We start from the raw sequence: 23,026 nt of genomic DNA, 5'->3' as shown, positions 1-23,026 counted from the left end.
GGTGAAGACGATGTTGAAGAGAAACTTACTATCTGTAGCGGTACTGGCTGGTTTGACGGGTTGTGCTGTAACGCAAGCACCTGAGCAACAGGTGGTTAATGCACTGGCTGATAACCTTGATGTGCAATATGAAATTCTAACCAATCACGGTGCGAATGAAGGCATGGCTTGTCAGGACCTAGGTGCTGAGTGGGCGTCATGTAATAAAGTGAACATGACCCTGACCAATGACGGTGAAGCGATTGATTCGAAAGATTGGACTATCTACTTCCATAGTATTCGCCTTATTTTAGATGTTGATAACGAACAATTTAAAATCACTCGTGTAACGGGTGACCTACACAAACTAGAACCTACAGATAAGTTCGATGGTTTTGCCGCTGGTGAAGAAGTGATTCTTCCGTTAACGAGTGAGTACTGGCAACTGTTTGAAACTGACTTTATGCCGGGTGCATTCGTAACTGCGCCAAACGCAGAACCTAAGATGATTGCTTCATTGAATACTGAAGATGTCGCGTCGTTCGTAACAGGTTTGGAAGGAAACAACCTTAAGCGTACACCTGATGACAACAATGTCATGGCGACTGCGGTTACGCGTTTCGAAAAGAATGCGGATCTAGCAACGCAAGACGTTTCAACAACGCTTTTACCAACCCCAATGTCGGTAGAAGCGGGTGAAGGTTCAGTGAGTATTGCTGGTGGTATTGCCCTACCTAAAGAGGCATTCGATGCTGAGCAGTTCGCTGCAATTGAAGAACGTGCAGATGTGGTAAACGTAGATGTGAGTGGCGACCTACCTGTTAGTGTTGCCGTTGTTCCTACTCAGTTTACGGGTGATTTAGCAAAATCTGGCGCTTATGAACTAAGCATCTCGGAAGAGGGGATTGCGATTAAAGCGTTTGATAAAACAGGTGCTTTCTACGCAGTTCAGTCTATTTTTGGCCTAATAGACAGTCAGAACGCTGAATCACTACCACAACTGTCGATCAAAGATGCACCACGCTTTGATTACCGTGGTGTGATGGTGGATGTTGCTCGAAACTTTCACTCAAAAGATGCCATCCTAGCGACGCTAGATCAAATGGCTGCATACAAGATGAATAAACTTCACCTTCACTTAACTGATGATGAAGGTTGGCGTTTAGAAATCCCAGGTTTACCAGAGCTAACGGATGTAGGGTCTAATCGTTGTTTTGATTTGGAAGAGCAAAGCTGTTTACTGCCTCAGCTAGGTTCAGGTCCAACAACAGACAACTTTGGCTCTGGTTTCTTTAGTAAAGCGGATTACGTCGAGATCTTAAGCTACGCAAAAGCGCGCAGCATCGAAGTAATTCCAGAAATTGATATGCCAGCACACGCTCGTTCTGCTGTGGTATCAATGGAAGCGCGTTACACTCGCCTAATGGCGGAAGGCAAAGAAGCTGAAGCAAGTGAATATCGCTTGATGGATCCACAAGATACTTCAAACGTGACGACTATTCAGTTCTACGATAAGCACAGCTTCATCAACCCATGTATGGAATCATCGACTCGCTTTGTTGATAAAGTGATTACTGAAATTGCAGCTATGCACTATGAAGCAGGTATGCCACTAACGACTTGGCACTTTGGTGGTGATGAAGCGAAAAACATCAAGCTAGGCGCAGGCTTTCAAGATGTTGATGCTCAAGACAAAGTGGCATGGAAAGGTAACATTGAGCTAGACAAGCAAGACAAGCCATTCCAACAGTCTCCACAATGTCAGTCTTTGATTGCTGATGGTTCAGTGAGTGATTTCGGTCACCTGCCTGGCTACTTTGCAAAAGAAGTATCAAAAATTGTTGCAGACAAAGGCATTCCTCACTTCCAAGCTTGGCAAGATGGCTTGAAGTATGTGGAAGAGGGTGAATCTGGCTTCGCTACTGAAACGACTCGCGTTAACTTCTGGGACGTTCTTTACTGGGGCGGCACTTCATCAGTGTACGATTGGTCAGCGAAAGGTTATGACGTGATTGTCTCTAACCCAGATTACGTATACATGGATATGCCATACGAAGTAGATGCCGCAGAGCGCGGTTACTACTGGGCAACGCGTGCAACGGATACTCGTAAGATGTTTGGCTTCGCACCAGAAAACATGCCACAAAATGCGGAAACATCATTAGACCGTGACGGCAATGGCTTCTCTGGTAAAGGCGAGATTGAAGCAAAACCTTTTTACGGTTTGTCGGCGCAACTTTGGTCTGAAACCGTACGTACTGATGAGCAGTATGAATACATGGTATTCCCGCGAGTTCTTGCAGCTGCAGAGCGCGCATGGCACAGAGCGGATTGGGAAAACGACTACAAAGTGGGCGTTGAGTACTCTCAAGATACCGACCTTGTAAATAAGCAGTCTTTAAACAACGACTTTAATCGCTTCGCGAATATTGTTGGTCAACGTGAACTGGCCAAGCTTGAGAAAGCGGGTATTGATTACCGACTACCAGTTCCGGGGGCAAAAGTGGTTGATGGCAAGCTAGCGATGAACGTTCAATTCCCTGGCGTAGAGCTTCAATACTCAGCGGATGGTGAAAACTGGCTAACGTATGATGAGCAGCAACGTCCATCGGTTTCTGGCGAAACTTACATCCGCTCTATCTCTGAAAGTGGCGAGAAAGTAAGTCGAGTGACTTCGGTGAAATAATCGATAAGCAACATTAATAGATGAGCTCCCTAGCTATTATCTTACTCAGATAAAAGTGGGAGCTTTTTTTTCGTCCAAACTAAGTTCGGTACATTCCTTAAACTGAAACATATAGAAATAGCCTTTGTTTATAACGTCAACAATGCACATAAGGTGAGCTTCATCGCAAAAGTGACGCACTTCTCATTCTTCTCTTCAAAAAATAAGTCTGCCATAAAAAACTATAAATCAGGTGTGATTGAAATAACTGAATCTAATTTTACGACGTGAAATAACGTGATCTTGATCCGTTTTGATTATTGGGTTTCTTTTTTTATCTATTTTTATGTTTTTAAGTTGTTGATTTATTTGGTTTAAATAACTTTCCTTTTTTTGATGGTGAGAGAGTTCACTCTGTTTGCCCTTTTATTTTGAAACGTAAATTAATTCGAGCAAGATAGATTTCATGCCAGGGAGGCTACCAATTACTCAAGCGGCGAAGGTGAATGATATACCGAAGATATGTCGCTGAAAAATTTAAACTAAGGCAGTTTACTATGAAAAAAATTATCGCTCTAAGTGCACTTTCTCTTGCTTTCGCTTCTAGTGCTTTCGCTGGTTCTTCTTACGTTACAGGTAATATCCAATTTCACGACGATGGCCGTATCCACGGTTCTGATATGACTTCGACTCTAGAAGCTGGCCACACGTTTGACAACTCTCTAGGCGGTTTAACTGTTTACACTGAGTTTGATGGCATCCAACTTGGCGACCTTGAAGGTCTAACTGCTGCTGAAACTGGTGGCGACGCAACAACTGGTCAAGCAAATGCATTCATCACTGTTGGTGGTGAGCAAGCTTTCAATATCACTGACAACCTATGGGTTGCAGCGGGTTACCAACATGTCTTCTCTGCTGGCGAGAGCATTCAGTTCCGTCCATTGGTTAAAATTGGCTACAACTTCGATAACGGTATCTCTATTAGTAACCGTACTCGTGCACACATCGATGACACTTCTGCAGATGCAGACACTGATTACCGCATGGATAACCGCATTGCTTACTCTGTAAACGAAGACCTAGCGCTGAGCTACAACAACGTATACATGATTGATGCTGAAGCTATGGATCACGAGCTTCGTGCAACATGGACTCGTCAAGGTGTTCAACCTTACTTCGAATTCCGTAGCCAAGCTAACGGAGTTGATTTCGCGAACGGCGCGTCTAAAACAAACAACGCATTCGTATTCGGTGCATCTTACGGCTTCTAAGCTGACTCACTTGGCTGCTTAATCGATTAGATTATTAGCCAAGTGAGTTTCTTCGCTAATTAGCTTTTTTGTTAAATAGAGTTTTTGCTAACTAGCGACGAAAACATAGCGGTACTAACAGCCCGGTTGGTGCCGCGACAAGATTTGCTTTACTGTCCAAAAGCAAAGAGCCTAGTAAGTAAACCACAGTCTTGGGTTTGCTTAATGCTAGGCTCTATTTTTATTGCTGTTCGTAGGTCTAATTACGCTCTATTTTCCGTTGTAATGACGGTATTCAAACACCTGACCTTTCTCGTTAAACGCATACACAGAATACTCGTCTTTCTTATCGCCATACTCCATGCCCGGAGAGCCCATTGGCATGCCTGGAACCGCCAAGCCAATCGCATTGCGTGGTGGGTTCTCTAAAAAGGCTTTCACGTCCTCTGCAGGAATGTGCCCTTCAAATACGTAACCGTCGATCTCTGCCGTATGGCAAGAAGCCAGTTCTGGCGTTACTCCTAACTTCTGCTTGATTGGGTTCATGTCATCATGGAGTTTCTCTGTGACATCGAAACCTGCGTCTTGCATGTGTTCTGTCCATTCTGTGCAGCAGCCACAATATGGAGACTTATGGTTTAGTACATTAGTAGCGAGAGCTTGTCCTGAAATTGCAGCGAGTGCAGTAAGAGTCATAACTTTACGAATCATGGTGAACCTCATGAATTTGGTTTTTGTTGATATTATAATGAGTGGGTTTGAACAATCTTAATCTGTTGGCATTGCTGACTACGGTGATTGATGACATCGCCATCGCAGCGCCTGCAACGACAGGGCTAAGTAAAAATCCAAAAAATGGGTAGAGCACACCAGCCGCAATTGGAATACCTAACGAGTTATAGATGAAGGCACCAAACAGGTTTTGCTTCATATTTCTCACGGTCGCCTGGGATAGCTCGATCGCATTACTCACAGACAGTGGCGACGAGTTCAGCAGCGTCATTTGCGCACTTTCAATCGCCACATCACTACCACTGCCCATTGCTATTCCTATATCCGCTTGAGCAAGAGCTGGTGCATCGTTAATACCGTCTCCTACCATGGCAACGCTCTTATATTGTTGTTGAAGCTGAACAATATGCTGAGCTTTCTGCTCTGGTAGGACTTCCGAGATAACCTCGTCGATACCGACGTTTTTACCTATTGCTTGAGCCACAGAGTCGTTGTCGCCCGTTAATAGTACGGTGTGAATTCCGGCGGATTTTAGTTGAGCAATGGCTTGTTTGCTATCTATTTTTAACGAGTCTGAAATGCCCAATATGCCTTCCAGTTTTTGATCGATTACAACGAAGATGGGTGTCCATGCTTGTGTACGACAAAGCTCGATGAAATCCGCGCCAATGTCTGTATTGACACCTAATTGGGTTAGGAACTTAAGCGAGCCAACTTGCACGTTCTTGCCGTTAATTATTGCCAGTACCCCAAGCCCTCGTTGGTTTTCAAATTCGCTGTGGGGTAGTGCTGAAACTTGTAAGCTCTCAGCATATTGGCAAACGGCTTTCGCTAATGGGTGTTCTGACCCTACCTCTACCGAATAGGCGTAAGCCAGCAGTTCTTGTTCTGATAAGTCGCCATAAAAGGCCTGCTGAACGGTTGGTTTACCTTGGGTTAGGGTGCCTGTTTTATCAAATACGACAGCATCAATTTTGCTTGCAGATTGCAACACATCTGCATCCTTGATCAGAACACCAAACTCAGCGGCTTTGCCAACGCCAACAGTAATAGAGAGCGGTGTCGCTAAGCCCAATGCGCATGGGCAGGCGATGATTAGCACTGTTGTTGATACCACTAGCATGTAACTTGCACTCGGTTGTGGTCCAACAAAAAACCAAACTAGGGCGGCAATGGCTGCGATCGCGACCACAACTGGTACGAAAACGGCAGAGATAGAGTCGGCAAGCTTCGCAATCTCAGGCTTGCTGCTTTGTGCTTGGCGAACCATCTGAATGATTCGAGCCAACATGGTGCTTGAGCCAATCCCCGTAGCTTCAATGATTAAGCTGCCATCACCATTAATGGTACCTGCTGAAACGCCATCATTAATCGATTTAACGTTGGGAAGCGGTTCGCCAGTCAGCATCGATTCATCGATATAAGATTCGCCAGATACCACGACACCATCGACAGGGACTTTTTCTCCTGGCTTCACTCGAGCTTGCATACCGACTTGAATGGCTTCTACAGCGATGGTTTGCTCTTTGCCATCGACGATAACCACCGCTTTTTGAGGCTGTAAGTTAATCAGCGCCTGCAAAGACTTAGTGGTGCGAGCTTTGGCTTTGGCTTCAATGTAGTGACCCAAAGAAATTAGGCCAACAATCATTGCGCTCGCTTCAAAATAGACATGGCGCGATGGTTCTGGGAACCATGATGGAATAAGCACAACCAACATTGAATAGAACCATGCTGCGCCAGTACCTAAAGCAACTAACGTATCCATGGTTGCACGCTTGTGCATCAGTGATTGCCAAGCGTTAGTAAAGAAGCTGCGTCCTGAGGTCGCAAGCAGTACCAAACAGACAACACCTATTAAGCCCCAAGCCAATTGGTCGTTAAATGTAGCAATAGTCATGCTGCCACCAAACAGACCCCACGCCATCAGCGGAGCACCGATCAGCAGTGCACTTACTGAATTCTTTAGGAAAGCTTTTTGGGTACGAAGTTGTTGCTCTTGCTGTTTTTGTTGTTGAGTTGCCGCGTCATCAACGAACTCGGCACCGTAACCTGCGTTTTTCACCGATTCTATTAGCGCGCTCTCGATGACGTCACGTGTTTCAGATGTGAAGACCAAGGCTGTCTGTTCAGCGAGGTTGATCTGAGCTTGGTCGACGAACTCATTCTTTTTCAGTGCTTTCTCTACCGAAGAAACACAACTCGCACACGTCATTCCCTCAAGAACAAGGTGATAGGTATATTGGCTAGCAGCAGGTTTAGCTTGTTTCGGTTCCACGGGCACTGTTTTTTTATCGTCTTCTGAATCTGAATTAGATAAAGGCTCATTAATTTCAGAGTAAGGAGTCGCGTGATAACCCACACTTTCGATTAGCTCAATAAGCTCGGATTCTGAAAGCAGAGTAACCAACGACAATTCATGTTTGCTGACTTCTAGGTCTGAGATTAGCTCGGTCTGCTCAAGCGCTTGAGTCAATTTACTCACGCACTTACCACAGCTGAGCCCTGATAATGAAAGATGCAGCGAATTACCCATGGAATAACCAAGGGTCGCTAACTGTTGGTTGAGTTGAACGTAACTAAAAGGAGTAGAAATATCGATGTAGGTCGGCGATATGTCGTTGATCTTCGTATTATCGAGATCGTCAAACAATGTGCGGACCTTCTCAGCACACCCCATGCAATTTAGGCCGTTGAGCACAGCTGTGTAATGGTTCATATCGATACTCCAATTTTCATCTAGCCCTAACATAAACCTTCCCGTAAGGGTAAGGTCAAACATAAATTCAAGAATTTGATATTTGCTGGAATATTGAGTGATGGAATAGATGAGGTTTATCGCGAGCGTGGCGAGAATTTGTCGTTTTAGAGCATTTGACATGTGCTTGAGCTATTAGTTTTCTCCTTCTACGATAGCTTTCGTACAAGATCAGCGCATTAATCATTCACTACTGATTGTAGATTTAAGCGGTGGTGATAAAATAGCGCCCAAAATTTAGTGATATTTTTCTGTTGCAGGCTTTGTAATGGTAATCACTAAAAGAATCACCTACATAATCAAGGTATTTAAATGACGGTTAAAACTCGTTTTGCTCCTAGCCCAACTGGCTATCTTCACGTTGGTGGTGCACGTACTGCACTTTACTCTTGGCTATTCGCTAAGAACCAAGGTGGTGAATTCGTTCTGCGTATCGAAGACACGGACCTTGAGCGTAACTCTCAAGAAGCGGTTGATGCAATTCTAGAAGGCATGCAATGGATGGGTATGGAATGGGATGAAGGTCCTTACTACCAATCTAAGCGTTTTGACCGTTACAACGAAATGGTTGATAAGCTACTTGCTGAAGACAAAGCTTTCAAATGCTATGCGTCTAAAGAGCTGCTTGACGAAATTCGTGCAGAGCAAGAAGAAAACAAAGAAATGGCTCGTTACGATGCGAACCACCCTAAAATTGTTGCAGCAAACGAAGCAGCAAAAGAAGGTGATGCATGCGTTATCCGTTTCCGTAACCCTAAAGAAGGTAGTGTAGTCTTTGATGACCAAATCCGTGGTCGCATCGAAATTTCTAACAGCCAACTTGATGACCTAATCATTCGTCGTACCGACGGTGCACCAACATACAACTTCGTTGTTGTAGTGGATGACTGGGACATGGGTATTACACACGTTGTACGTGGTGAAGACCACATCAACAACACACCTCGTCAAATCAATATCTATGAAGCACTAGGCGCACCAGTTCCAACTTTCGCTCACTGTGCAATGATTCTTGGTGATGACGGTGCGAAACTTTCTAAGCGTCACGGTGCTGTTTCTGTAATGCAATACCGCGACGAAGGTTACCTACCAAATGCACTAAACAACTACCTAGTTCGTTTAGGTTGGTCTCACGGTGACCAAGAGATCTTCTCTCAAGAAGAGATGATTGAATTCTTCAGCCTGAACGCTATCAGCAAGTCTGCTTCTGCATTCAACACTGATAAGCTACTTTGGTTGAACAACCACTACATCAAGACTTCTGAGCCTGAGTACGTTGCTAAATACCTGCAATGGCACCTAGACGCACAAAAGATCGATACAACAAATGGCCCGGCTATCACTGAAGTGATCACGCTAGTTGGCGAGCGTTGTAATACGCTTATCGAACTTGCTGAACAGTCTCGTTACTTCTACGAAGATTTCTCTGAGTTTGAAGCTGGCGCAGCGAAGAAGCACCTACGTGGTGTTGCTAAAGGCCCACTAGAGCTTGCTCTTGCTAAGGTTGAAGCGCTTGAGGATTTCACTACTGCAAACATCAAAGATGGTGTGATTGCAGCAGTATGTGAAGAGCTAGAGGTCGGCATGGGTAAAATCGGTATGCCACTTCGCGTAGCAGTAACAGGTGGCGGCCAGTCTCCTTCTGTTGATGCAGTGATGGAGCTTGTTGGTAAAGAGCGCGTAATCGCTCGCATTAAGATGGCTCTTGAGTTCATCGCTGAGCGTGAAGCTAACGCTTAATTGAGCATTAGCTATATTGAAAAAAAGGGTCAGTAACTTGGTTACTGACCCTTTTTATTTGTCTTGAGTTTTATCTAGCTAAGCTCAGATTTTCTTGAAGATGATTGAAGTGTTGATTCCGCCAAAGGCAAAGTTATTGCTCATCAGGTATTCAACATTCAATTCGCGACCAGAACCTGTAATGTAATCGAGTTTGCCGCAGCGTTCGTCGATGTTTTCAAGGTTCAATGTTGGACTGAACCAACCGGAATGCATCATTTCTAGGCTCAACCAAGCCTCAATGGCACCACACGCTCCAAGCGTATGACCAAAGTAGCTTTTTAATGAGCTGATTGGCACTTCACCAAAAATGTTCGCGGTCGCATTACTTTCTGCAATATCGCCTTTATCTGTTGCCGTTCCGTGCGCCGAAACGTAACCAATTTTTTCAGCAGGAAGCTGTGCATCTTTCAGCGCTTTCTCCATACAGATTTGCATGGTTTCCATTTGAGGTTGGGTCACATGGGCGGCATCGCAGTTGCTGGCAAAACCGATGATTTCCGCGTAGATCTTTGCACCGCGAGCAACCGCATGTTCATACTCTTCAAGAACAAGCGTACCAGCACCTTCACCGATAACCAGGCCATCGCGCTCACTGTCGTAAGGGCTAGGGGATTTTTCTGGCGTGTCGTTTTTTAAACTGGTAGCAAAAAGGGTATCGAAAACGGCAGATTCGGTTGGGCATAGCTCTTCACCACCACCGGCAACCATAACGGTTTGGTAACCGTGTTTGATTGCTTCATAGGCGTAGCCAATCGCTTGGCTACCTGAAGTACAGGCACTGCTGGTGGGAATCACACGTCCACGTAAGCCAAAGAATAGCCCGACGTTGACCGCTGCGGTGTGTGGCATCATCTGAACGTAAGTCGTTGCGGTGATAGCTCGTGTCGATTTCTCGTTAAGCATCACGCCAAATGCACCAACCGCATCAGTACTGCCGGTTGAAGAACCATAGGCAATGCCTGTTTCGCCATTAGTCAAAACGCCGTGGCCAATCAGTCCTGCTTGCTCTAGTGCATTTTCGGTCGCCACTGTTGCTAGGCGAGACACACGGCCCATACCACGTACTTGTTTACGCTTATAGTGCTTAGGTAGTTGGAAGTCATCAATAGGTGCGGCAAGCTTTGTGTTGAGGCCATCGTACTGCTCAAAGCTAGGCATGTACTGGGTCGCATTTTCACATGCTTTTAGTTTTGGCTCGATGTGCTGCCAATCGTTGCCAAAAGCGGTAACGCCTGACATGCCAGTTACAACAACGCGGCGGGTCATACTAAGCCTCCATTAACTGAAATCACTTGGCGAGTTACGTAGCCCGCAATATCCGACATTAGGTAGCTGACTAGGCCTGCTACTTCTTCTGGTTCACCCATGCGGCGCAGTGGAACTTGAGGCAGCGCATGCTCTTTTACATGCTCATCAACCATCCCGGTATCGATTAGACCAGGAGCGACACAGTTTACCGTTATCTTGCGTTTTGCGAGCTCTAGAGCCAGAGACTTAGTTGCACCAATCACACCTGCTTTTGCTGCGGCATAGTTGGTTTGACCGCGGTTGCCCATGATGCCCGATACAGAAGCCAAAGTAACGATTCGACCGCCTTTGCGTTTTTGAACCATTGGCATCACGCACGGGTGAAGTACGTTGTAGAAGCTGTCGAGGTTGGTATGGATAACACCATCCCACTCTTCTTCAGTCATAGCTGGGAATGCCGTGTCACGAGTAATACCGGCATTATTCACCACACCATAGTAAGCGCCGTGTTCGACAATATCTGACTCAAGCGTTTCGCGACATTCGCTGCGATTGCTGATATCAAATTGGATCAGACGTCCTGCAGCACCCAGTCCGGTGATCGACTTTAACGTGTCTTCAGCACCTTGCTTGTCACCCATGTAATGAACGGCGATTTCAAAACCGTCTTTCGCGAGTTGAATAGCGATCGCTTTACCAATGCCTTTACTGGCACCAGTGACTAAAACCTGACGGCTCATGATGGGCTCCTAGTTTTCATTTCTTGTAATTTTTGTTCGGTCGGCACGTAGACGTTGAGTTGGCATTGAGCCACTAACTCGCCTTGGTCTTCGACTCGGGCGGTAAACACGGCCATGCCACTGTCTTCCATGAGTTGTTCAGCATAGATATCAAGGGTTTGACCTTGAGTAAATTCATCACACAGTGATTTGTAGCGACGAGAACCGAGTAAGAAGCCGATTGGAGGAGTAGTGTCGTTTTTCAGCGCATGGTATCCAGACCAAGCTGCAACAGACTGCGCCATAAACTCGATGCCAACATAAGCTGGGACCGTTTGAGATTCGGCGTCAAAGAATAGGTTGTGCGCGCCAATATCGACCTGGCAGTGAATCGACAATGCCTCAACGTTGATAGCTCGATCGATTAATATCATCGGATCATCGTGTGGGAGAAGTTGGTCTACAGAAGGGATATCAGTCATTTATTACACCAAAAATCAGGCTAATGTTGTTGCCACCAAAAGCGAACGAGTTGCTTAAGATGTTCTTTACTTTAAGTTTCTGGGAACAGTTTACCAAATCAATCTCAATATCTTCAGCTTTATACTGACATTTTTGTAAGGGGAGTGGTAAGTCATATTTTAGAATATGCCATGCAATTGCAGCCTCTATCGCACTTGCCGCTCCAAGAGTATGTCCTGTTAGAGGCTTGGTTGAACTGACGGGAACCTTGTTTGCAAAAATACGATGGATGGCTTTGCTTTCCATTGAGTCATTGAGTGGAGTTGCGGTGCCATGGGCATTAATATAACCGATGTCTTCTGCTCGTAACTGTGCAGAATCTAACGCCTTTCTCATTGCTTGCTCTGCGCCATTCCCTTCAGGGTGGGGCGCTGAAATATGGTGTGCGTCGGAGCTGTCGCCATAGCCTAATAGAGCTATATTCGAAGTGCTTTGAGTTGTATTGGTAGCGGTTGGTTTTGTCTTGCTAAGCAACATAAATGCCGCTGCTTCTCCGATGTTGATGCCATCACGAGAGGCGCTAAAGGGCTTACAATGTGTGGTTGATAGCGCTTCAAGACCATGAAAGCCATTGAGCGTCAGTTTACATAGTGTATCGACACCTCCAACCAACACAGCATCAGCCATTCCTGAATCTAACAAACGTTGGGCAGTAACAAATACACGGCCACTTGATGAGCAAGCGGTCGATATCGCATAGCTTGGCCCGGTTAATGCACAATGTTGGCTAACAAACTCAGAGGTGTTGCTTAGCTCTTGTTTTGAATAGTGGAAATCTTCGGGGAAAGAGCCATGTTCTAGTTTGTGTTTAAACGCCGTTTCACCATCAGAAATTCCCGAGGTGCTTGTGCCGATAACTACAGCAATTCTATCGGCACCAAATTGTGATTTTGCTTGTTCGATAGAGTCTTTGATTTGATTAACAGCCGATAACGCCAGTTGATTGTTGCGAGTGGCGTATTCCGCTTGTTCTGATGGGATTTCTGGTAATTCGCCAGCCACCTTACCAACGACCGTCGGCTTACCGTCGTTTAGCATGTCGCTCACTTCAACCATGTTTGATTCATGCTCGCCTTTGAGGCAGCCATGAATGTCAGCAACGCTTGAGCCTAATGCGGAGTGGAAACCACAGTCTTGGATATAAATAGGCATAATGTTTAGCTCTTACTTGGGTTGTCGACAATCGTTGAGTTCAACGTTTGAATGGTGATGGTGTAGCCTTGAATCAAATGCTTGAAAACAATATTGCCTGCCGTTTTATGTGCTCCGGGCTCTGCTTGGTAATCAATTTCAATGATTGGCTGTTGGTTTTCATCAAAGACGGTGCGGCTGTTTTCTGTATCGACCAAATACCAACCGATGTCTTGTAAAGGTTGAGCCCATGCTTCAACTGGCCATAGAGTTAGCATTAAATTAAATAGTACTTGCTCGGGTTGCGGCAGGGTTGCGCCAAGACCAGATAGAACTTGAGTATCAATCGTTTGGTTTTGGTATTGCAGCGATAGAATGCGAGTACCCCAAGAGGAGAAACCCGCCAACACGACTTTGTCTGATGTGACTTCGACTTGAACCGGTAGTTGCTGCGTATCATTTTCCCACGTAGCGCTGATCAGCTGGCTCGCCGTAAATGAGTATCCCAGTTCAGCAGGCAGCGGCAAGGCGAGCTCTGTGTCTTTATCGATTGCGACACTTGCGCCTGTAGGCTGTTGAGACACCATCGAACAAGCGCTGAGTAGTAAGCCCAATCCAACGACGAGCGCTATCTTGATTGTTTTGTTCATCTAAAAGCCTCTCGAGAGTTTGATTTTTCCGCTGCTTGTTGGTTGTTGATTGCAAGTGGCGAAAGCAACCACGCGACGAAAATACCAGTTAGGACGGTAACACCGAAACTATGAATGGCATGAGTTTGACTCAACGATAATAAGCCAAACGAGAGTAACGTCGTGAGGCCTGACAAAGTAATCGCCAATAAGGTGCTTAGTGATTTCTTCTGCTCAGCAAAGAACAGGGTATAGTCGATACCAATCCCTAAAATTAGAATCAGTCCAAGCAGGTTAAACAGATTCAGTGTCGAGCCTAAAATGCCCGTGACCGCTAAACCAGCGACTCCGGCAATTAATGAAGGCAACAGCATTAATAGGCTTTGCTTCACACCGTAGCGCCAACCTAACACCATCCCAATAGCGGCCAAAGCTATCAATAATAGCTCGGTGATCTTGACTCTATATTCCGCAAAGAGAGCAGAGATTTCATCGGCTTTATTGAGGTATTTAACACCTTGCTGCTGAGCAAAGCTTGAATCAAGCCATTGAGAGAACAGTTCTGAATTTGTGACGTCTTTGATCAAAATGACTGACGCTGCTTGTCCGTCTATCGGCTTTAACCAAAGTGGTCGAACAGGTTCTGACACTGGTGATTCTAAAAATCCAGATACCGTGATTGCTTCGAACTTAGGTAATTTTGGAAAGCTAGGCCAACCAAGTGTGTTCTGTAAGATATGGCTTTGCTGGTCATAGAGTTGCTCAACCAATTGATAGTTATCATGCTGGTCTTGTTTACTTAACAATTGCTGATTGATGCTGCGATATCCTGAGATACCTTGGCTATCGACCAAAGAATCTAAGCTCGTAGTGATCTCAGCCAGTTTTTTTAGCAGTTTTTGATCGCTGTTGGCAGTCACCAGCAGCATATTTTGACCACTGCCTAATCCTGATATCTCAGTAATGGCTTGCTCTTGCTGTTTGAGTTGCTCTGGCATCGCCTGAAGTTGTCGAATATCGTCATCGTAGCGAATTTGACTGAGTGATATCAAACTAACGACAGTCACTATTAATGGTAAGCCAATTCTAAACTTTTGGTTGTTCCAGAGGCTTAACCAAGTATGCCAAAGCTTCGACAAGGGAAGACGGCGTTCTTGGCTTGGTTTTGCCGCTAAAACGGGGTACCAACACACCACGCTGGCGTAAGCGGCAATAAGTCCAATTGACGAGAACAGAGCAAGTTGCTGCAAGCCAGGGAAAGGTGCCACCAACAGACCTAGGTAGCCAATCAAGCTGGTGATCAGACCCAAGGTGATCGCAACGAGAATGTGCTTCAAGCCTTTTTCACTTTGCCATTTACTCCCAGCTGCTAAGCGGTCAGTCAGGTAGTGAAAGGAGTAATCGATGGATACGCCAATTAAGCTGGCACCGAACACCAAACTAAACAGGTGAACTTTACCGAAGATAGCGACGGTGCTTGCCAGTGCGACCAATAATCCGGTACTGATTGAAAGCAAAGACAAGGCAAGAGGTAGGGCACTACGAAACGTCAGCCACACCAATAAAATCACACCTGCCAATGAGCCTAAACCAATGGTACTGATTTCTGATTTCGCGCTTTCGGTACCGTAATTGGCGTAGAACACCACACCGGTATGCTGCACTTTGACACCAAACTGCTTTTCGATCTCGCGCTCAATTGAACCAAGAGCGGGAAGTTGCTCTTGAATCGACAAGCTATAAGGTGAGCCTGCCAGAGTCGCCGTCACCAAAATATGAGTTTGCTCATTAGATTGAGCGGTGAGGTAGCCCTCTTTCACAACAAAGTTACTTGATTGAACGCTAACAGCACTGATGTAGTCGCGAAATAACAAGAATGGGTCTAGAGATAGCTCTGCTGCGGTGACGCCTGAGAACGGATTGTACAAAGACTGAATGACATATTGAGCTCGCGAATCCGGCGAGTGTGTCAGCGTCTCTTTTTGTTGTTGAGTTAGAAGTTGAGCTCGGTGACGAAAATAGAAATCGCTCCATTGGCTTTGCGTGCTGGCGTTGATCTTGCCTTGAACTTGCTTAAACAGAGTTGGCTGATTTGAGAAAGATCTTTGGTTGAGGGCTTTTTCAAAAGCGTCAGTCGCTGTCATGGCTTGTTCGACGTCGGAGGCACTTATGATAAACACCACTTGCTCGCTCATCGAGCTGGATATTTGCTGAAAGGCTTGCTCTACCATGGGATCTTGCTGGTTTTCTGGCAGCAATTTCATGATGTTGCTTTCAATGGGTACCGACGAAGAAAAAGCGAATTGTTTGATCAACAATCCGCTAAACAGTATTACGACAACAAGCCAAGCAAGGGCTAGGCTAGAATTGGAATTGTTGCGCTTCAGCATCTGTTAATACTTCCGGTAGATGGCTTAACTGGCTAAATTCGATCACAGTGCTGTCCCCACGAACTTCTCTAAGTTCGATACGTTCAATGTCACCTTTTCCTTGCAGTGTGATGGCTTCAAACACCGCGTTCATTGGCGCATTCTTTGGCTTTAGAGTGAGTGTCCATCGTGTGTCTTCTGAACTTGAGTTTGCACTTTCATCAGAATTTTTCTCAGTCGCTGGTTCAAATGACAGTGAGAATTGCTCTTGAAGTTTTTGCGTGTCCCCGTGAAACACCGACAGGAATATATGGCTGAAATAAAATGCCATTGGGTTTTCTTTATCGGTAATGATCTTAGCGGGTTGATCGGCAAATCTTTGGCTCAGTTTGTTATCGGTTAGCACCAAGCTCACAGGAAAGGGGGTCGCTTGTGTCCAAAGCAAACCATTCGACTTGTCTAACAGGAAAGTACCTTGTGATGTTAGAGGTTGGGCGAACATTTCCATGTTACGTGTTTGAGTAAACTCACCACGAACGATACTATTTTCGCTTAACACGGTTTGTAGTTCTGTAATAGAGCCGACAGCATTCGTGTTCTCGCTAGCGCCAGCAAAGTGGCTCGCCATCATTGAAGCAAGCCCTAGCAGTGCGATACTGATTTGCTTACGCCCGTGTTTAAACAGACTCATGTTTCACCTGCTGCTGTGTGTTAGGTACTTGCGGTTGCTCTGATTGGTGATCGTTTGATTGCTGCTCAGTTGATTGGGGTAAGCAGCCAAATTGATGCCAGTGTTCGATTTTATCGGTAAACACTTTCGGCGAAGCAAAACACATCTCTTGCTCTTCAATGGTTACTGCAACCTGCATGGTGTGAGCGCGTGTCATACGAGCACCGGTGTTGGCATCGTGAATTTCGTAGTCAACACGCAAGCGGTTTTCCCATTCAGTTAACTTAGCGGATACCGTGATCTGATGATTAAACGGTATTGCTTTGATGTACTTTACGCGCGTGTCGATGATCGGCCACATGTAGCCCGAATCCTTCATCTCATGGTAGTTGTACTCAATCTTATCCATCATGATGCGCCTAACTTCTTCAAAAAATCGGAAGTAGTTGCCATGGTAGATCACGCCCATTGGGTCGGCATCTTGGAATGAGGTTACTAAAGTAACCTCTGATTTTAATGGATGAAGGATTTCAGACATAAATCGCTCTCAACAATATTGCGTAAAGGGTTAGCTACTCTAGGAGTAAAGTGACCAGTGTTGACTTTGAATACGAGCAATGAAGTGGCGTAGATCGCCTTCAAGTGGTCGATCTTCTACGATAAATTCAAACTCTTTAAGCACTTCGTCGCGAATGTGCTTTAGGTTTTCACTCATGTGGTGCTCATCAAGCTCATTATGGCGTTTACGAAGCTCAAGAGCTTGTGTCCCCGCCAGAAGTGATGCTGCCGCTACTTGTTCAGTCAGTTCAAGAACGCGTAAGCAGTCACGAGCCGCAATGGTGCCCATGCTGACTTTGTCTTGGTTGTGACACTCGGTTGAACGAGAGAACACGCTTGCTGGCATGGTGTGTTTCAATGCTTCTGCTGTCCAAGCTGAAACGCCAATCTGTACCGCTTTGAAACCGTGGTTGATTGGTTTACGTTCGCCTTCAGCACCCGTTAGGTTAAATGGTAAGCCGTTGTTGAACTTGTAATCCATCAACTGCGCCATTTGGCGATCAAGTAGATCTGCAAGGTTGGCTACTGCTGTTTTTAGCGTATCCATTGCCATTGCGATGTGGCCACCGTAGAAGTGTCCACCGTGCAGTACGCGCTCATTGTCGCCATCGATAATTGGGTTATCGTTAGCGCTGTTGAGCTCGTTCTCAATCATTTGGCGTAGCCAAGGCAGAGAGTCTTGAACCACACCAATCACATGTGGAGCACAACGCAGTGAGTAACGATCTTGTAGGCGATCACTGTTGCGTGGCGGACGATCCGCTTGTAAGTCATCACGTAGCCATGCAGCAACTTGCTGTTGACCCGGATGAGGCTTAACTGCAAACAGCGCTTCATCGAAATGGAAATCGTTGCCTTGCATACCTACAGACACCATTGCGGTGATCTTAGTCGATAGCTGAGCTAGGTATTCTGCACGTTTGTAGGCGATACAAGCCAAAGCCGTCATTACTGACGTGCCATTCATCAATGCTAAGCCTTCTTTTGGCTTAAGCTTGATAGGGTTAATCCCTAGCTCTTTGTAAACGTCACTAGTAGGGCGAACTTCACCTTTGTAGATGACATCGCGCTCACCAATCAGTGCAGCTGCCAGATAAGACAGCGGCGTTAAATCACCACTGGCACCAACCGATCCTTCTTGAGGAATGCGCGGCGAGATATCTTGGTTGATCAGAGTGACGATCTGGTTGAGCAAATCGTGAGTCACACCAGAGACACCTTGTGACAATGAACAAAGACGTGTCGCTAATACTGCACGAGATTGTTCGTGAGACAGTATTTCGCCTAAACCACAGCCATGAAAGCGCGTTAGATGCAGTGGTAATTCATCAACAAGGTTTGGCGGAATTGCAACGGTACATGAGTCACCGTAGCCCGTTGTCACACCATAGATCACGCCTTCTTCTTTCAATAGGCGTTCTAAAAAAGCGACACCGCGGTCGATCTTTGATGTGAACTCATTGCTTGAGTTCATCGAGGCTTTTGCGCCTTGTGAAATAGCGACAACATCCTCAATCGTGAGGCGTTCGGCACCAAAGGTGATGCTATTTGGATTTGTTTTCGTCATGGTGCTTGCTCAATGTCCAAAAGTTAAAAAAGTTGTACCACTGAAGCGGTGCTTTCAGTGTGTAGTGCTGAAGTCGGTCTGCGTATTTCTGCACGACTTGCTGTAAAGATTGTTCGCGAGTCTTCCTTGGTAGCTCTATCTTGTCGCTGAAATGCTCAAAATAGACATTAAAATGCGGTTTGGTTTGTGAGTCATCTCGTAGGCCAAACAATAAGAATACTGGCGCTTTGAGAACAGAGGCTAACATAAATGGCCCTTGAGGGAAGGGAGCTTCTTTACCCAAGAACTCTGCCCATACTGAGCGACTCTCTTTGCTGGTGGAGGTTCTATCGCCAACGATCACAATCCATTCACCTTGCTCCAATTTTTGTTGCAACAAGATGGCGGTATCAGGGCCCATCGATGTCACCTGAATCAGGTTTAAATCAGATTGTGGGTTTACTGCTTTCATCACCGAATTAAAGCGTTCGGCGTGTTCCGTGAAGACCAGCGCATTGATTTTGATGTGTGAGTGTCGACGTCCCAAAGCACGGCACAACTCGATATTACCAAGGTGAGAACCCAGGATTAGCACACCTTGCTGGTTTTCCACCATACTTTCGAATTGCTCTTGACCATGAATGGTCAGGTTATCGACTGAAAAATCACCTTTCCATGCGGCTAATTTGTCTAGCATGGTATGGCCAAACGAAAGCAGGTGGTTATAACTGGTTAATTCAGCGGGTAACTCAATATTCCGTTGCTCTGCGTATGTCTTAAGCTGGAATAGGTATTGCTCAGAAGCGTTTCGCGCGCGCTTGCCTGTCAAATGGTAGTAACGCATCACACCGCGCAAAATTAGGTTGAATACACCTCGGCCTAATAGTGAGTACACAGCTAACAACAGTTTGATACCGAGAACTGTGCCGCGCTCTTGAGTTCTGGACCAATGAGGCTGTTCAGTGCTATTTGGTGTCTGCTGCGCCTGATTGCTTTCTGAAAATTGTGTCGAACTTGTTAGGTGATCTTCAGAATTTGATTTGAAGTGACGAGCAATCAGCTTAGGGGCTCTTGGCAGCATGCCGAAGAACAGTCGAGTATGCATCCAACTGATTTTTACGTTGTCCCACAGCGCATCGAAATGAGAGACACCATTTTCAGGGTAGATGACTCGCGTCTCAATGAAGTCAATGTCGCAACCTTCCCAGTATAAGCGAACCAGAATCTCGATATCGAAGTCCATTCTCGAACCGACATCGTATTTATTCAGTACTGTTTGTGTCTTATCGATTGGATACGCTCTAAAACCACACATGCTGTCTTTAATCGAGAGAGATAGAGTTTCTATCCACACCCAAATATGTGTCGCGTAGCGCCCGTAGAGCCTTGCCTTCGGTACGCTATCGTCATAGACAGGCTGACCTGAGATCAGGCGCTGGGGCTTAGCTTGTGACGCTTCGATTAATGCGGGTAGGGCGTCTAGGTCATGTTGACCGTCAGCGTCAATCTGAATGGCATGACTAAAGCCGAGATCCTGTGCTCGTTTGATGCCAGCCTTTACGGCACCGCCTTTACCTTGGTTCTGCTCTAGCGTCACCAAGGTTACGTTTGAATTCTCTACTAGGGGAGCCAGAAACTGTTTCGTGGTGAGTTCACTGCCATCGTCAACGATGATGATCGGCAACTCAAAATGATGGAGTGACGACACCACTGCAGGCATGGTTTCACCGTGGTTAAAGCACGGGATTAGGAAGCAAGCTTTGTAGTTGCTTTCTTTTGTTACGTGTTGAGAAGCAGCCTCAGCAGGAGCGCTATTCACTTTTCTCTCCCAGCTTCATTTTTCCTGAAGAGTGGGTCTGTTCACCGTTGTTTGAGGTGTAGCTGAAGCTCAGCTTGTCTTTGTCAGCATCCCATTTGAGTGATAGCTGGATTGTGGCGTCAGGAAGGATAGGCTCTTGGAATTTGATGACCTCCATACCTTTAAAGTAACCAGGGACATTTAACTCTTGGACAGCATAGTGAAGTGCCCAGTCAATTTGTGTCACACCGGGAAGAATAGGGAAGCTCTTAAAGTGCCCCTTAAAATCGGTGATGTCTCCGGTAACATGGAGTGTCAGGGTCGATTCTTTCTCTACAGTGTCAACAGCAATGACGTTTGGTTTTCTCTTATCCATAGCGTGTGCTTAGAATCCTTGGGCTAAAATGGGTCTTCTGACAAAAATATAAAAGATAATCTCAGTATAAAATGCGACCAGTGATTTTTATGATTTGACGAGCTGCTCTATGTGAGAGGTTAGTCGCTTGCCTTGGCTGTTGAGGGTGATCTCATCAACAACACGATACTTTCTTGGAATAGCGATTGGCTCTAACCATTTTCTGAGTTCTGAACGTAACATTAACCAGAATTTACCTTTACTCATGGTTGCGAGAGTCACTTGGCCTTCCTCTGATAATACCAAAACCGATGCTAAAATTAAGCGTTCAGGCTCTTCAAAGGGAATGACCACACACTCGCTTATCCAAGGTAGTTGCTCCAGTCGCTTTTCAACTTCAACCAGTGATACTCGTTTTTCTTCTATCTTGATCACTCGGTCGGTTCGGCCTTTCAATATAAATTGATTCTCTGAGACCATTTCGCACTCATCTGCGGTTTGATACCAGTTGTTTTTGTCGATGTACGGCGACAATAACTTAATGCAATTCTCACTATTAAGACTAGCCTTAATACAGTCAAAAAGCTGCCAAGGTGTTTGAACGCTCTGTTGCTGACGAAACGCGATGCCGCCGGTTTCTGTGCTGCCAAACACCTCGATAGGTAAATGCCCAAGCAGATCTCGTGATTGATGAGCCGACTCGGTAGGTAAAGGGCCACCAGAAGAGAACACACCCGCTAGATGCGTAGACTTTGTCTCGTGTTTTAATCGTTTGAGTAGCGCAGGGCTGCTGATCAACACGCTCTGCTTGTTAGCGTGAGACAGGATCTGTTCCGGGTATTCGAGATTGTTTCGAGAAAATGGAACTCCAGAACAAAGTGGCCATAAGATTCGAAACAACAGACCATAGATATGTTGGTGTGATACGGTGCTGTGGATTTGGTTGTCTTTAAGCAAGGCGCCCCAGTTTTTATCTAGCTGAGCGATTTCAATATCTAGGTGTTCTAGTGTTTTATTGATTGCCTTCGGCGTACCGCTTGAACCTGAAGTAAACAGGGTCAATTGGATTGCTGCTAACTCAATGGCGGGAAGATTATCGGTTAGAGGTTCTCGTATTTCGGTGTCTAATAAGGTTTGGATATTGCGAACTTCATTTATTTCCACTGCACCAATCGCATCATCGACCAACAGACAGTCAAAATGCTCACTCAGCTCGGCAAGCGCACACGGTTGATAGTTACCTGGCAAGATGATGTGTTTGTTGCTGGCTGCGCACGCTAAAAAGGCCACTGAAAATAGGTAGCTGTCTTGGGTGCAAATCGCAACTCGTTGAAAAGGGGATGAAGATAAAAGCTGTACGAGTTGAGATAAGTCGTCGTTAAATGTTTGCCACGAAATCTCGCTATTGTCGTCAAAGCAGACAATAGAATCAGGCGATCTGTTCTGACTAAGAAGTTCAGACAAGGAAGTGTAAGAGATGGTTTGTGTCATAACAATTTAACTCTGACGAATGCGCTGTCTTACTACCCACTCTCCTGCAAAGAGCAACCCCGCAAATACATAGCTGAGTAAGCCATTGTATAGGGTCCATATTTCAAGAGGTTGGAAGCAGGTGTAAAGGGCGATAGAGCCATTGATAACAAAGAACAGACACCAAACTTTGGTGACTGTTCGTGTGTAATCAACGCCACTTTGTGGAAGTTCTGGTTCTTGGAGGCGAGCAAGCCGCTCGATAATCGTTTGCGGTTGCCATAGGCTCGAGGCGAACACAACCAGCATACAAACATTAACGATGACGGGGTAATAAGTTAGCCAGCCGTGCTGTTTGAAGGTTAACCCTAATGCCAGCAGAACAATTCCGGCACTTCCGCTGATCCAAGCTAGGTGTTTTAGCTCTTTGATTTTAGCCTGACCACCGGTGAAAATGCGGACAGCAAAAATAGCGGCTAAGACGATACCAACGGTTTGTAGGCCAAACTTGTTGAGTCCAAAGTAAACCGCTATTGGATAAGTGAAAAGTATGATTGCCGACAGTAAAGTCAGCAGAGGACGCATTATGCGTCCTTCAATAGTTCAACCACAGACTCGACAACGTCATTAACGGTGCGTACTGCTTTGAACTCTTCAGGCTTGATCTTCTTACCTGTAACGTTCTGTAAGTGAACGACCAAATCAACGGCATCAATGCTGTCGAGGTCGAGGTCGAGATAAAGGTGTGCTTCTGGAGTGATATCTTCAGCATCAAGCTCAAACAGCTCGATAAGCGCATCTTTAACCTGGTTGAATACTTCTTGTTGGTTAGCTTGTGTCATAAA

At 45.7% G+C, this 23,026-nt stretch carries 18 protein-coding genes and 2 pseudogenes; 3 read left to right on the top strand and 17 right to left on the bottom strand.

All coding sequences use genetic code 11. The features are described from left to right. The first annotated feature begins 10 nt into the window (after nt 1-10). Nucleotides 11-2,665 (top strand): beta-N-acetylhexosaminidase, encoded by a 2,655-nt coding sequence (locus tag ACED60_RS14915; RefSeq protein ID WP_371727879.1) that lies wholly within the window; start codon nt 11-13, stop codon nt 2,663-2,665. A gap of 536 nt (nt 2,666-3,201) precedes the next feature. After that, nucleotides 3,202-3,915 carry an oligogalacturonate-specific porin KdgM family protein gene (locus ACED60_RS14910; RefSeq protein WP_009848608.1) on the top strand — a complete coding sequence of 238 codons (714 nt, stop codon included), beginning with the start codon at nt 3,202-3,204 and terminating at the stop codon, nt 3,913-3,915. A 249-nt stretch (nt 3,916-4,164) separates the two neighbouring features. Here the strand turns inward: ACED60_RS14910 and ACED60_RS14905 are convergent, their stop codons facing one another. Next, nucleotides 4,165-4,605, bottom strand: coding sequence for a DUF411 domain-containing protein (locus ACED60_RS14905; RefSeq protein ID WP_029223113.1), 441 nt, complete (start codon nt 4,603-4,605; stop codon nt 4,165-4,167). Beyond that, nucleotides 4,595-7,378 carry a copper-translocating P-type ATPase gene (locus tag ACED60_RS14900; RefSeq protein WP_371727878.1) on the bottom strand — a complete coding sequence of 928 codons (2,784 nt, stop codon included), beginning with the start codon at nt 7,376-7,378 and terminating at the stop codon, nt 4,595-4,597. The genes ACED60_RS14905 and ACED60_RS14900 overlap by 11 nt, the downstream gene beginning before the upstream one ends. Before the next feature lie 318 nt (nt 7,379-7,696). Between ACED60_RS14900 and gltX the strand changes: the two genes are divergently transcribed. Further along, nucleotides 7,697-9,124, top strand: coding sequence for a glutamate--tRNA ligase (gene gltX / locus ACED60_RS14895; protein WP_009848605.1), 1,428 nt, complete (start codon nt 7,697-7,699; stop codon nt 9,122-9,124). Nucleotides 9,125-9,208: 84 nt separating this feature from the next. On the opposite strand, the gene ACED60_RS14890 is transcribed toward gltX, so the two are convergent. The 15 genes and pseudogenes from ACED60_RS14890 to ACED60_RS14820 form a co-directional block, all read right to left on the bottom strand. Further along, nucleotides 9,209-10,432, bottom strand: coding sequence for a beta-ketoacyl-ACP synthase (locus ACED60_RS14890; RefSeq protein ID WP_371727877.1), 1,224 nt, complete (start codon nt 10,430-10,432; stop codon nt 9,209-9,211). Beyond that, entirely contained in the window at nt 10,429-11,154 is a 726-nt protein-coding gene (locus ACED60_RS14885) for a 3-ketoacyl-ACP reductase FabG2 (RefSeq protein ID WP_371727875.1), read from the bottom strand. The genes ACED60_RS14890 and ACED60_RS14885 overlap by 4 nt, the downstream gene beginning before the upstream one ends. After that, the gene (locus ACED60_RS14880) at nt 11,151-11,615 is read right to left on the bottom strand and encodes a hotdog family protein (protein WP_269337358.1); all 465 of its coding nucleotides are present in this window, start codon (nt 11,613-11,615) and stop codon (nt 11,151-11,153) included. Before ACED60_RS14880 ends, ACED60_RS14885 begins: the two co-directional genes overlap by 4 nt. Next, nucleotides 11,608-12,807, bottom strand: a complete 1,200-nt coding sequence (locus ACED60_RS14875; RefSeq protein ID WP_371727874.1) for a beta-ketoacyl-[acyl-carrier-protein] synthase family protein — start codon at nt 12,805-12,807, stop codon at nt 11,608-11,610. The genes ACED60_RS14880 and ACED60_RS14875 overlap by 8 nt, the downstream gene beginning before the upstream one ends. A 5-nt stretch (nt 12,808-12,812) precedes the next feature. After that, nucleotides 12,813-13,436 carry a DUF3261 domain-containing protein gene (locus tag ACED60_RS14870; protein WP_009848600.1) on the bottom strand — a complete coding sequence of 208 codons (624 nt, stop codon included), beginning with the start codon at nt 13,434-13,436 and terminating at the stop codon, nt 12,813-12,815. Next, nucleotides 13,433-15,805 (bottom strand): MMPL family transporter, encoded by a 2,373-nt coding sequence (locus ACED60_RS14865; RefSeq protein ID WP_009848599.1) that lies wholly within the window; start codon nt 15,803-15,805, stop codon nt 13,433-13,435. The genes ACED60_RS14870 and ACED60_RS14865 overlap by 4 nt, the downstream gene beginning before the upstream one ends. Further along, nucleotides 15,777-16,475, bottom strand: a complete 699-nt coding sequence (locus ACED60_RS14860; protein ID WP_371727873.1) for an outer membrane lipoprotein carrier protein LolA — start codon at nt 16,473-16,475, stop codon at nt 15,777-15,779. Before ACED60_RS14860 ends, ACED60_RS14865 begins: the two co-directional genes overlap by 29 nt. Further along, entirely contained in the window at nt 16,462-16,992 is a 531-nt protein-coding gene (locus tag ACED60_RS14855; protein WP_012603411.1) for a thioesterase family protein, read from the bottom strand. Before ACED60_RS14855 ends, ACED60_RS14860 begins: the two co-directional genes overlap by 14 nt. Before the next feature lie 39 nt (nt 16,993-17,031). Then, the gene (gene hutH / locus ACED60_RS14850; protein ID WP_017099153.1) at nt 17,032-18,579 is read right to left on the bottom strand and encodes a histidine ammonia-lyase; all 1,548 of its coding nucleotides are present in this window, start codon (nt 18,577-18,579) and stop codon (nt 17,032-17,034) included. Next, nucleotides 18,557-19,522 (bottom strand): annotated as a pseudogene (locus ACED60_RS14845) (glycosyltransferase family 2 protein); the annotation flags it as partial. The gene hutH and the pseudogene ACED60_RS14845, both read right to left, overlap by 23 nt. A gap of 62 nt (nt 19,523-19,584) precedes the next feature. Continuing rightward, a pseudogene (locus ACED60_RS14840) lies at nt 19,585-20,377 on the bottom strand (glycosyltransferase family 2 protein); the annotation flags it as partial. Further along, complete coding sequence (locus ACED60_RS14835; protein WP_065678580.1) at nt 20,370-20,732, bottom strand: 3-hydroxyacyl-ACP dehydratase; 363 nt, start codon at nt 20,730-20,732, stop codon at nt 20,370-20,372. The gene ACED60_RS14835 and the pseudogene ACED60_RS14840, both read right to left, overlap by 8 nt. Nucleotides 20,733-20,819: 87 nt before the next feature. Next, nucleotides 20,820-22,202, bottom strand: a complete 1,383-nt coding sequence (locus ACED60_RS14830) for an AMP-binding protein (protein ID WP_371727872.1) — start codon at nt 22,200-22,202, stop codon at nt 20,820-20,822. Nucleotides 22,203-22,208: 6 nt separating this feature from the next. Then, entirely contained in the window at nt 22,209-22,766 is a 558-nt protein-coding gene (locus ACED60_RS14825; RefSeq protein ID WP_012603416.1) for a septation protein IspZ, read from the bottom strand. Then, nucleotides 22,766-23,023, bottom strand: coding sequence for an acyl carrier protein (locus tag ACED60_RS14820; protein ID WP_009848591.1), 258 nt, complete (start codon nt 23,021-23,023; stop codon nt 22,766-22,768). Before ACED60_RS14820 ends, ACED60_RS14825 begins: the two co-directional genes overlap by 1 nt. Nucleotides 23,024-23,026 lie beyond the last annotated feature (3 nt).

The organism is Vibrio sp. 1F279, from assembly GCF_041439815.1.
GTDB lineage: Bacteria > Pseudomonadota > Gammaproteobacteria > Enterobacterales > Vibrionaceae > Vibrio > Vibrio tasmaniensis_A.
This window is presented reverse-complemented; position numbering and strand designations above follow the sequence as displayed.

Coding starts and splice junctions, on each gene's coding strand:
- ACED60_RS14825 (WP_012603416.1), bottom strand. CDS start 22,766: ATGCGTCCTCTGCTGACTTTACTGTCGGCAATCATACTTTTCACTTAT.
- ACED60_RS14835 (WP_065678580.1), bottom strand. CDS start 20,732: ATGGATAAGAGAAAACCAAACGTCATTGCTGTTGACACTGTAGAGAAA.
- hutH (WP_017099153.1), bottom strand. CDS start 18,579: ATGACGAAAACAAATCCAAATAGCATCACCTTTGGTGCCGAACGCCTC.
- ACED60_RS14855 (WP_012603411.1), bottom strand. CDS start 16,992: ATGTCTGAAATCCTTCATCCATTAAAATCAGAGGTTACTTTAGTAACC.
- ACED60_RS14875 (WP_371727874.1), bottom strand. CDS start 12,807: ATGCCTATTTATATCCAAGACTGTGGTTTCCACTCCGCATTAGGCTCA.
- ACED60_RS14890 (WP_371727877.1), bottom strand. CDS start 10,432: ATGACCCGCCGCGTTGTTGTAACTGGCATGTCAGGCGTTACCGCTTTT.
- ACED60_RS14910 (WP_009848608.1), top strand. CDS start 3,202: ATGAAAAAAATTATCGCTCTAAGTGCACTTTCTCTTGCTTTCGCTTCT.
- ACED60_RS14915 (WP_371727879.1), top strand. CDS start 11: ATGTTGAAGAGAAACTTACTATCTGTAGCGGTACTGGCTGGTTTGACG.
- ACED60_RS14870 (WP_009848600.1), bottom strand. CDS start 13,436: ATGAACAAAACAATCAAGATAGCGCTCGTCGTTGGATTGGGCTTACTA.
- ACED60_RS14900 (WP_371727878.1), bottom strand. CDS start 7,378: ATGTTAGGGCTAGATGAAAATTGGAGTATCGATATGAACCATTACACA.
- gltX (WP_009848605.1), top strand. CDS start 7,697: ATGACGGTTAAAACTCGTTTTGCTCCTAGCCCAACTGGCTATCTTCAC.
- ACED60_RS14830 (WP_371727872.1), bottom strand. CDS start 22,202: ATGACACAAACCATCTCTTACACTTCCTTGTCTGAACTTCTTAGTCAG.
- ACED60_RS14860 (WP_371727873.1), bottom strand. CDS start 16,475: ATGAGTCTGTTTAAACACGGGCGTAAGCAAATCAGTATCGCACTGCTA.
- ACED60_RS14880 (WP_269337358.1), bottom strand. CDS start 11,615: ATGACTGATATCCCTTCTGTAGACCAACTTCTCCCACACGATGATCCG.
- ACED60_RS14905 (WP_029223113.1), bottom strand. CDS start 4,605: ATGATTCGTAAAGTTATGACTCTTACTGCACTCGCTGCAATTTCAGGA.
- ACED60_RS14865 (WP_009848599.1), bottom strand. CDS start 15,805: ATGCTGAAGCGCAACAATTCCAATTCTAGCCTAGCCCTTGCTTGGCTT.
- ACED60_RS14820 (WP_009848591.1), bottom strand. CDS start 23,023: ATGACACAAGCTAACCAACAAGAAGTATTCAACCAGGTTAAAGATGCG.
- ACED60_RS14885 (WP_371727875.1), bottom strand. CDS start 11,154: ATGAGCCGTCAGGTTTTAGTCACTGGTGCCAGTAAAGGCATTGGTAAA.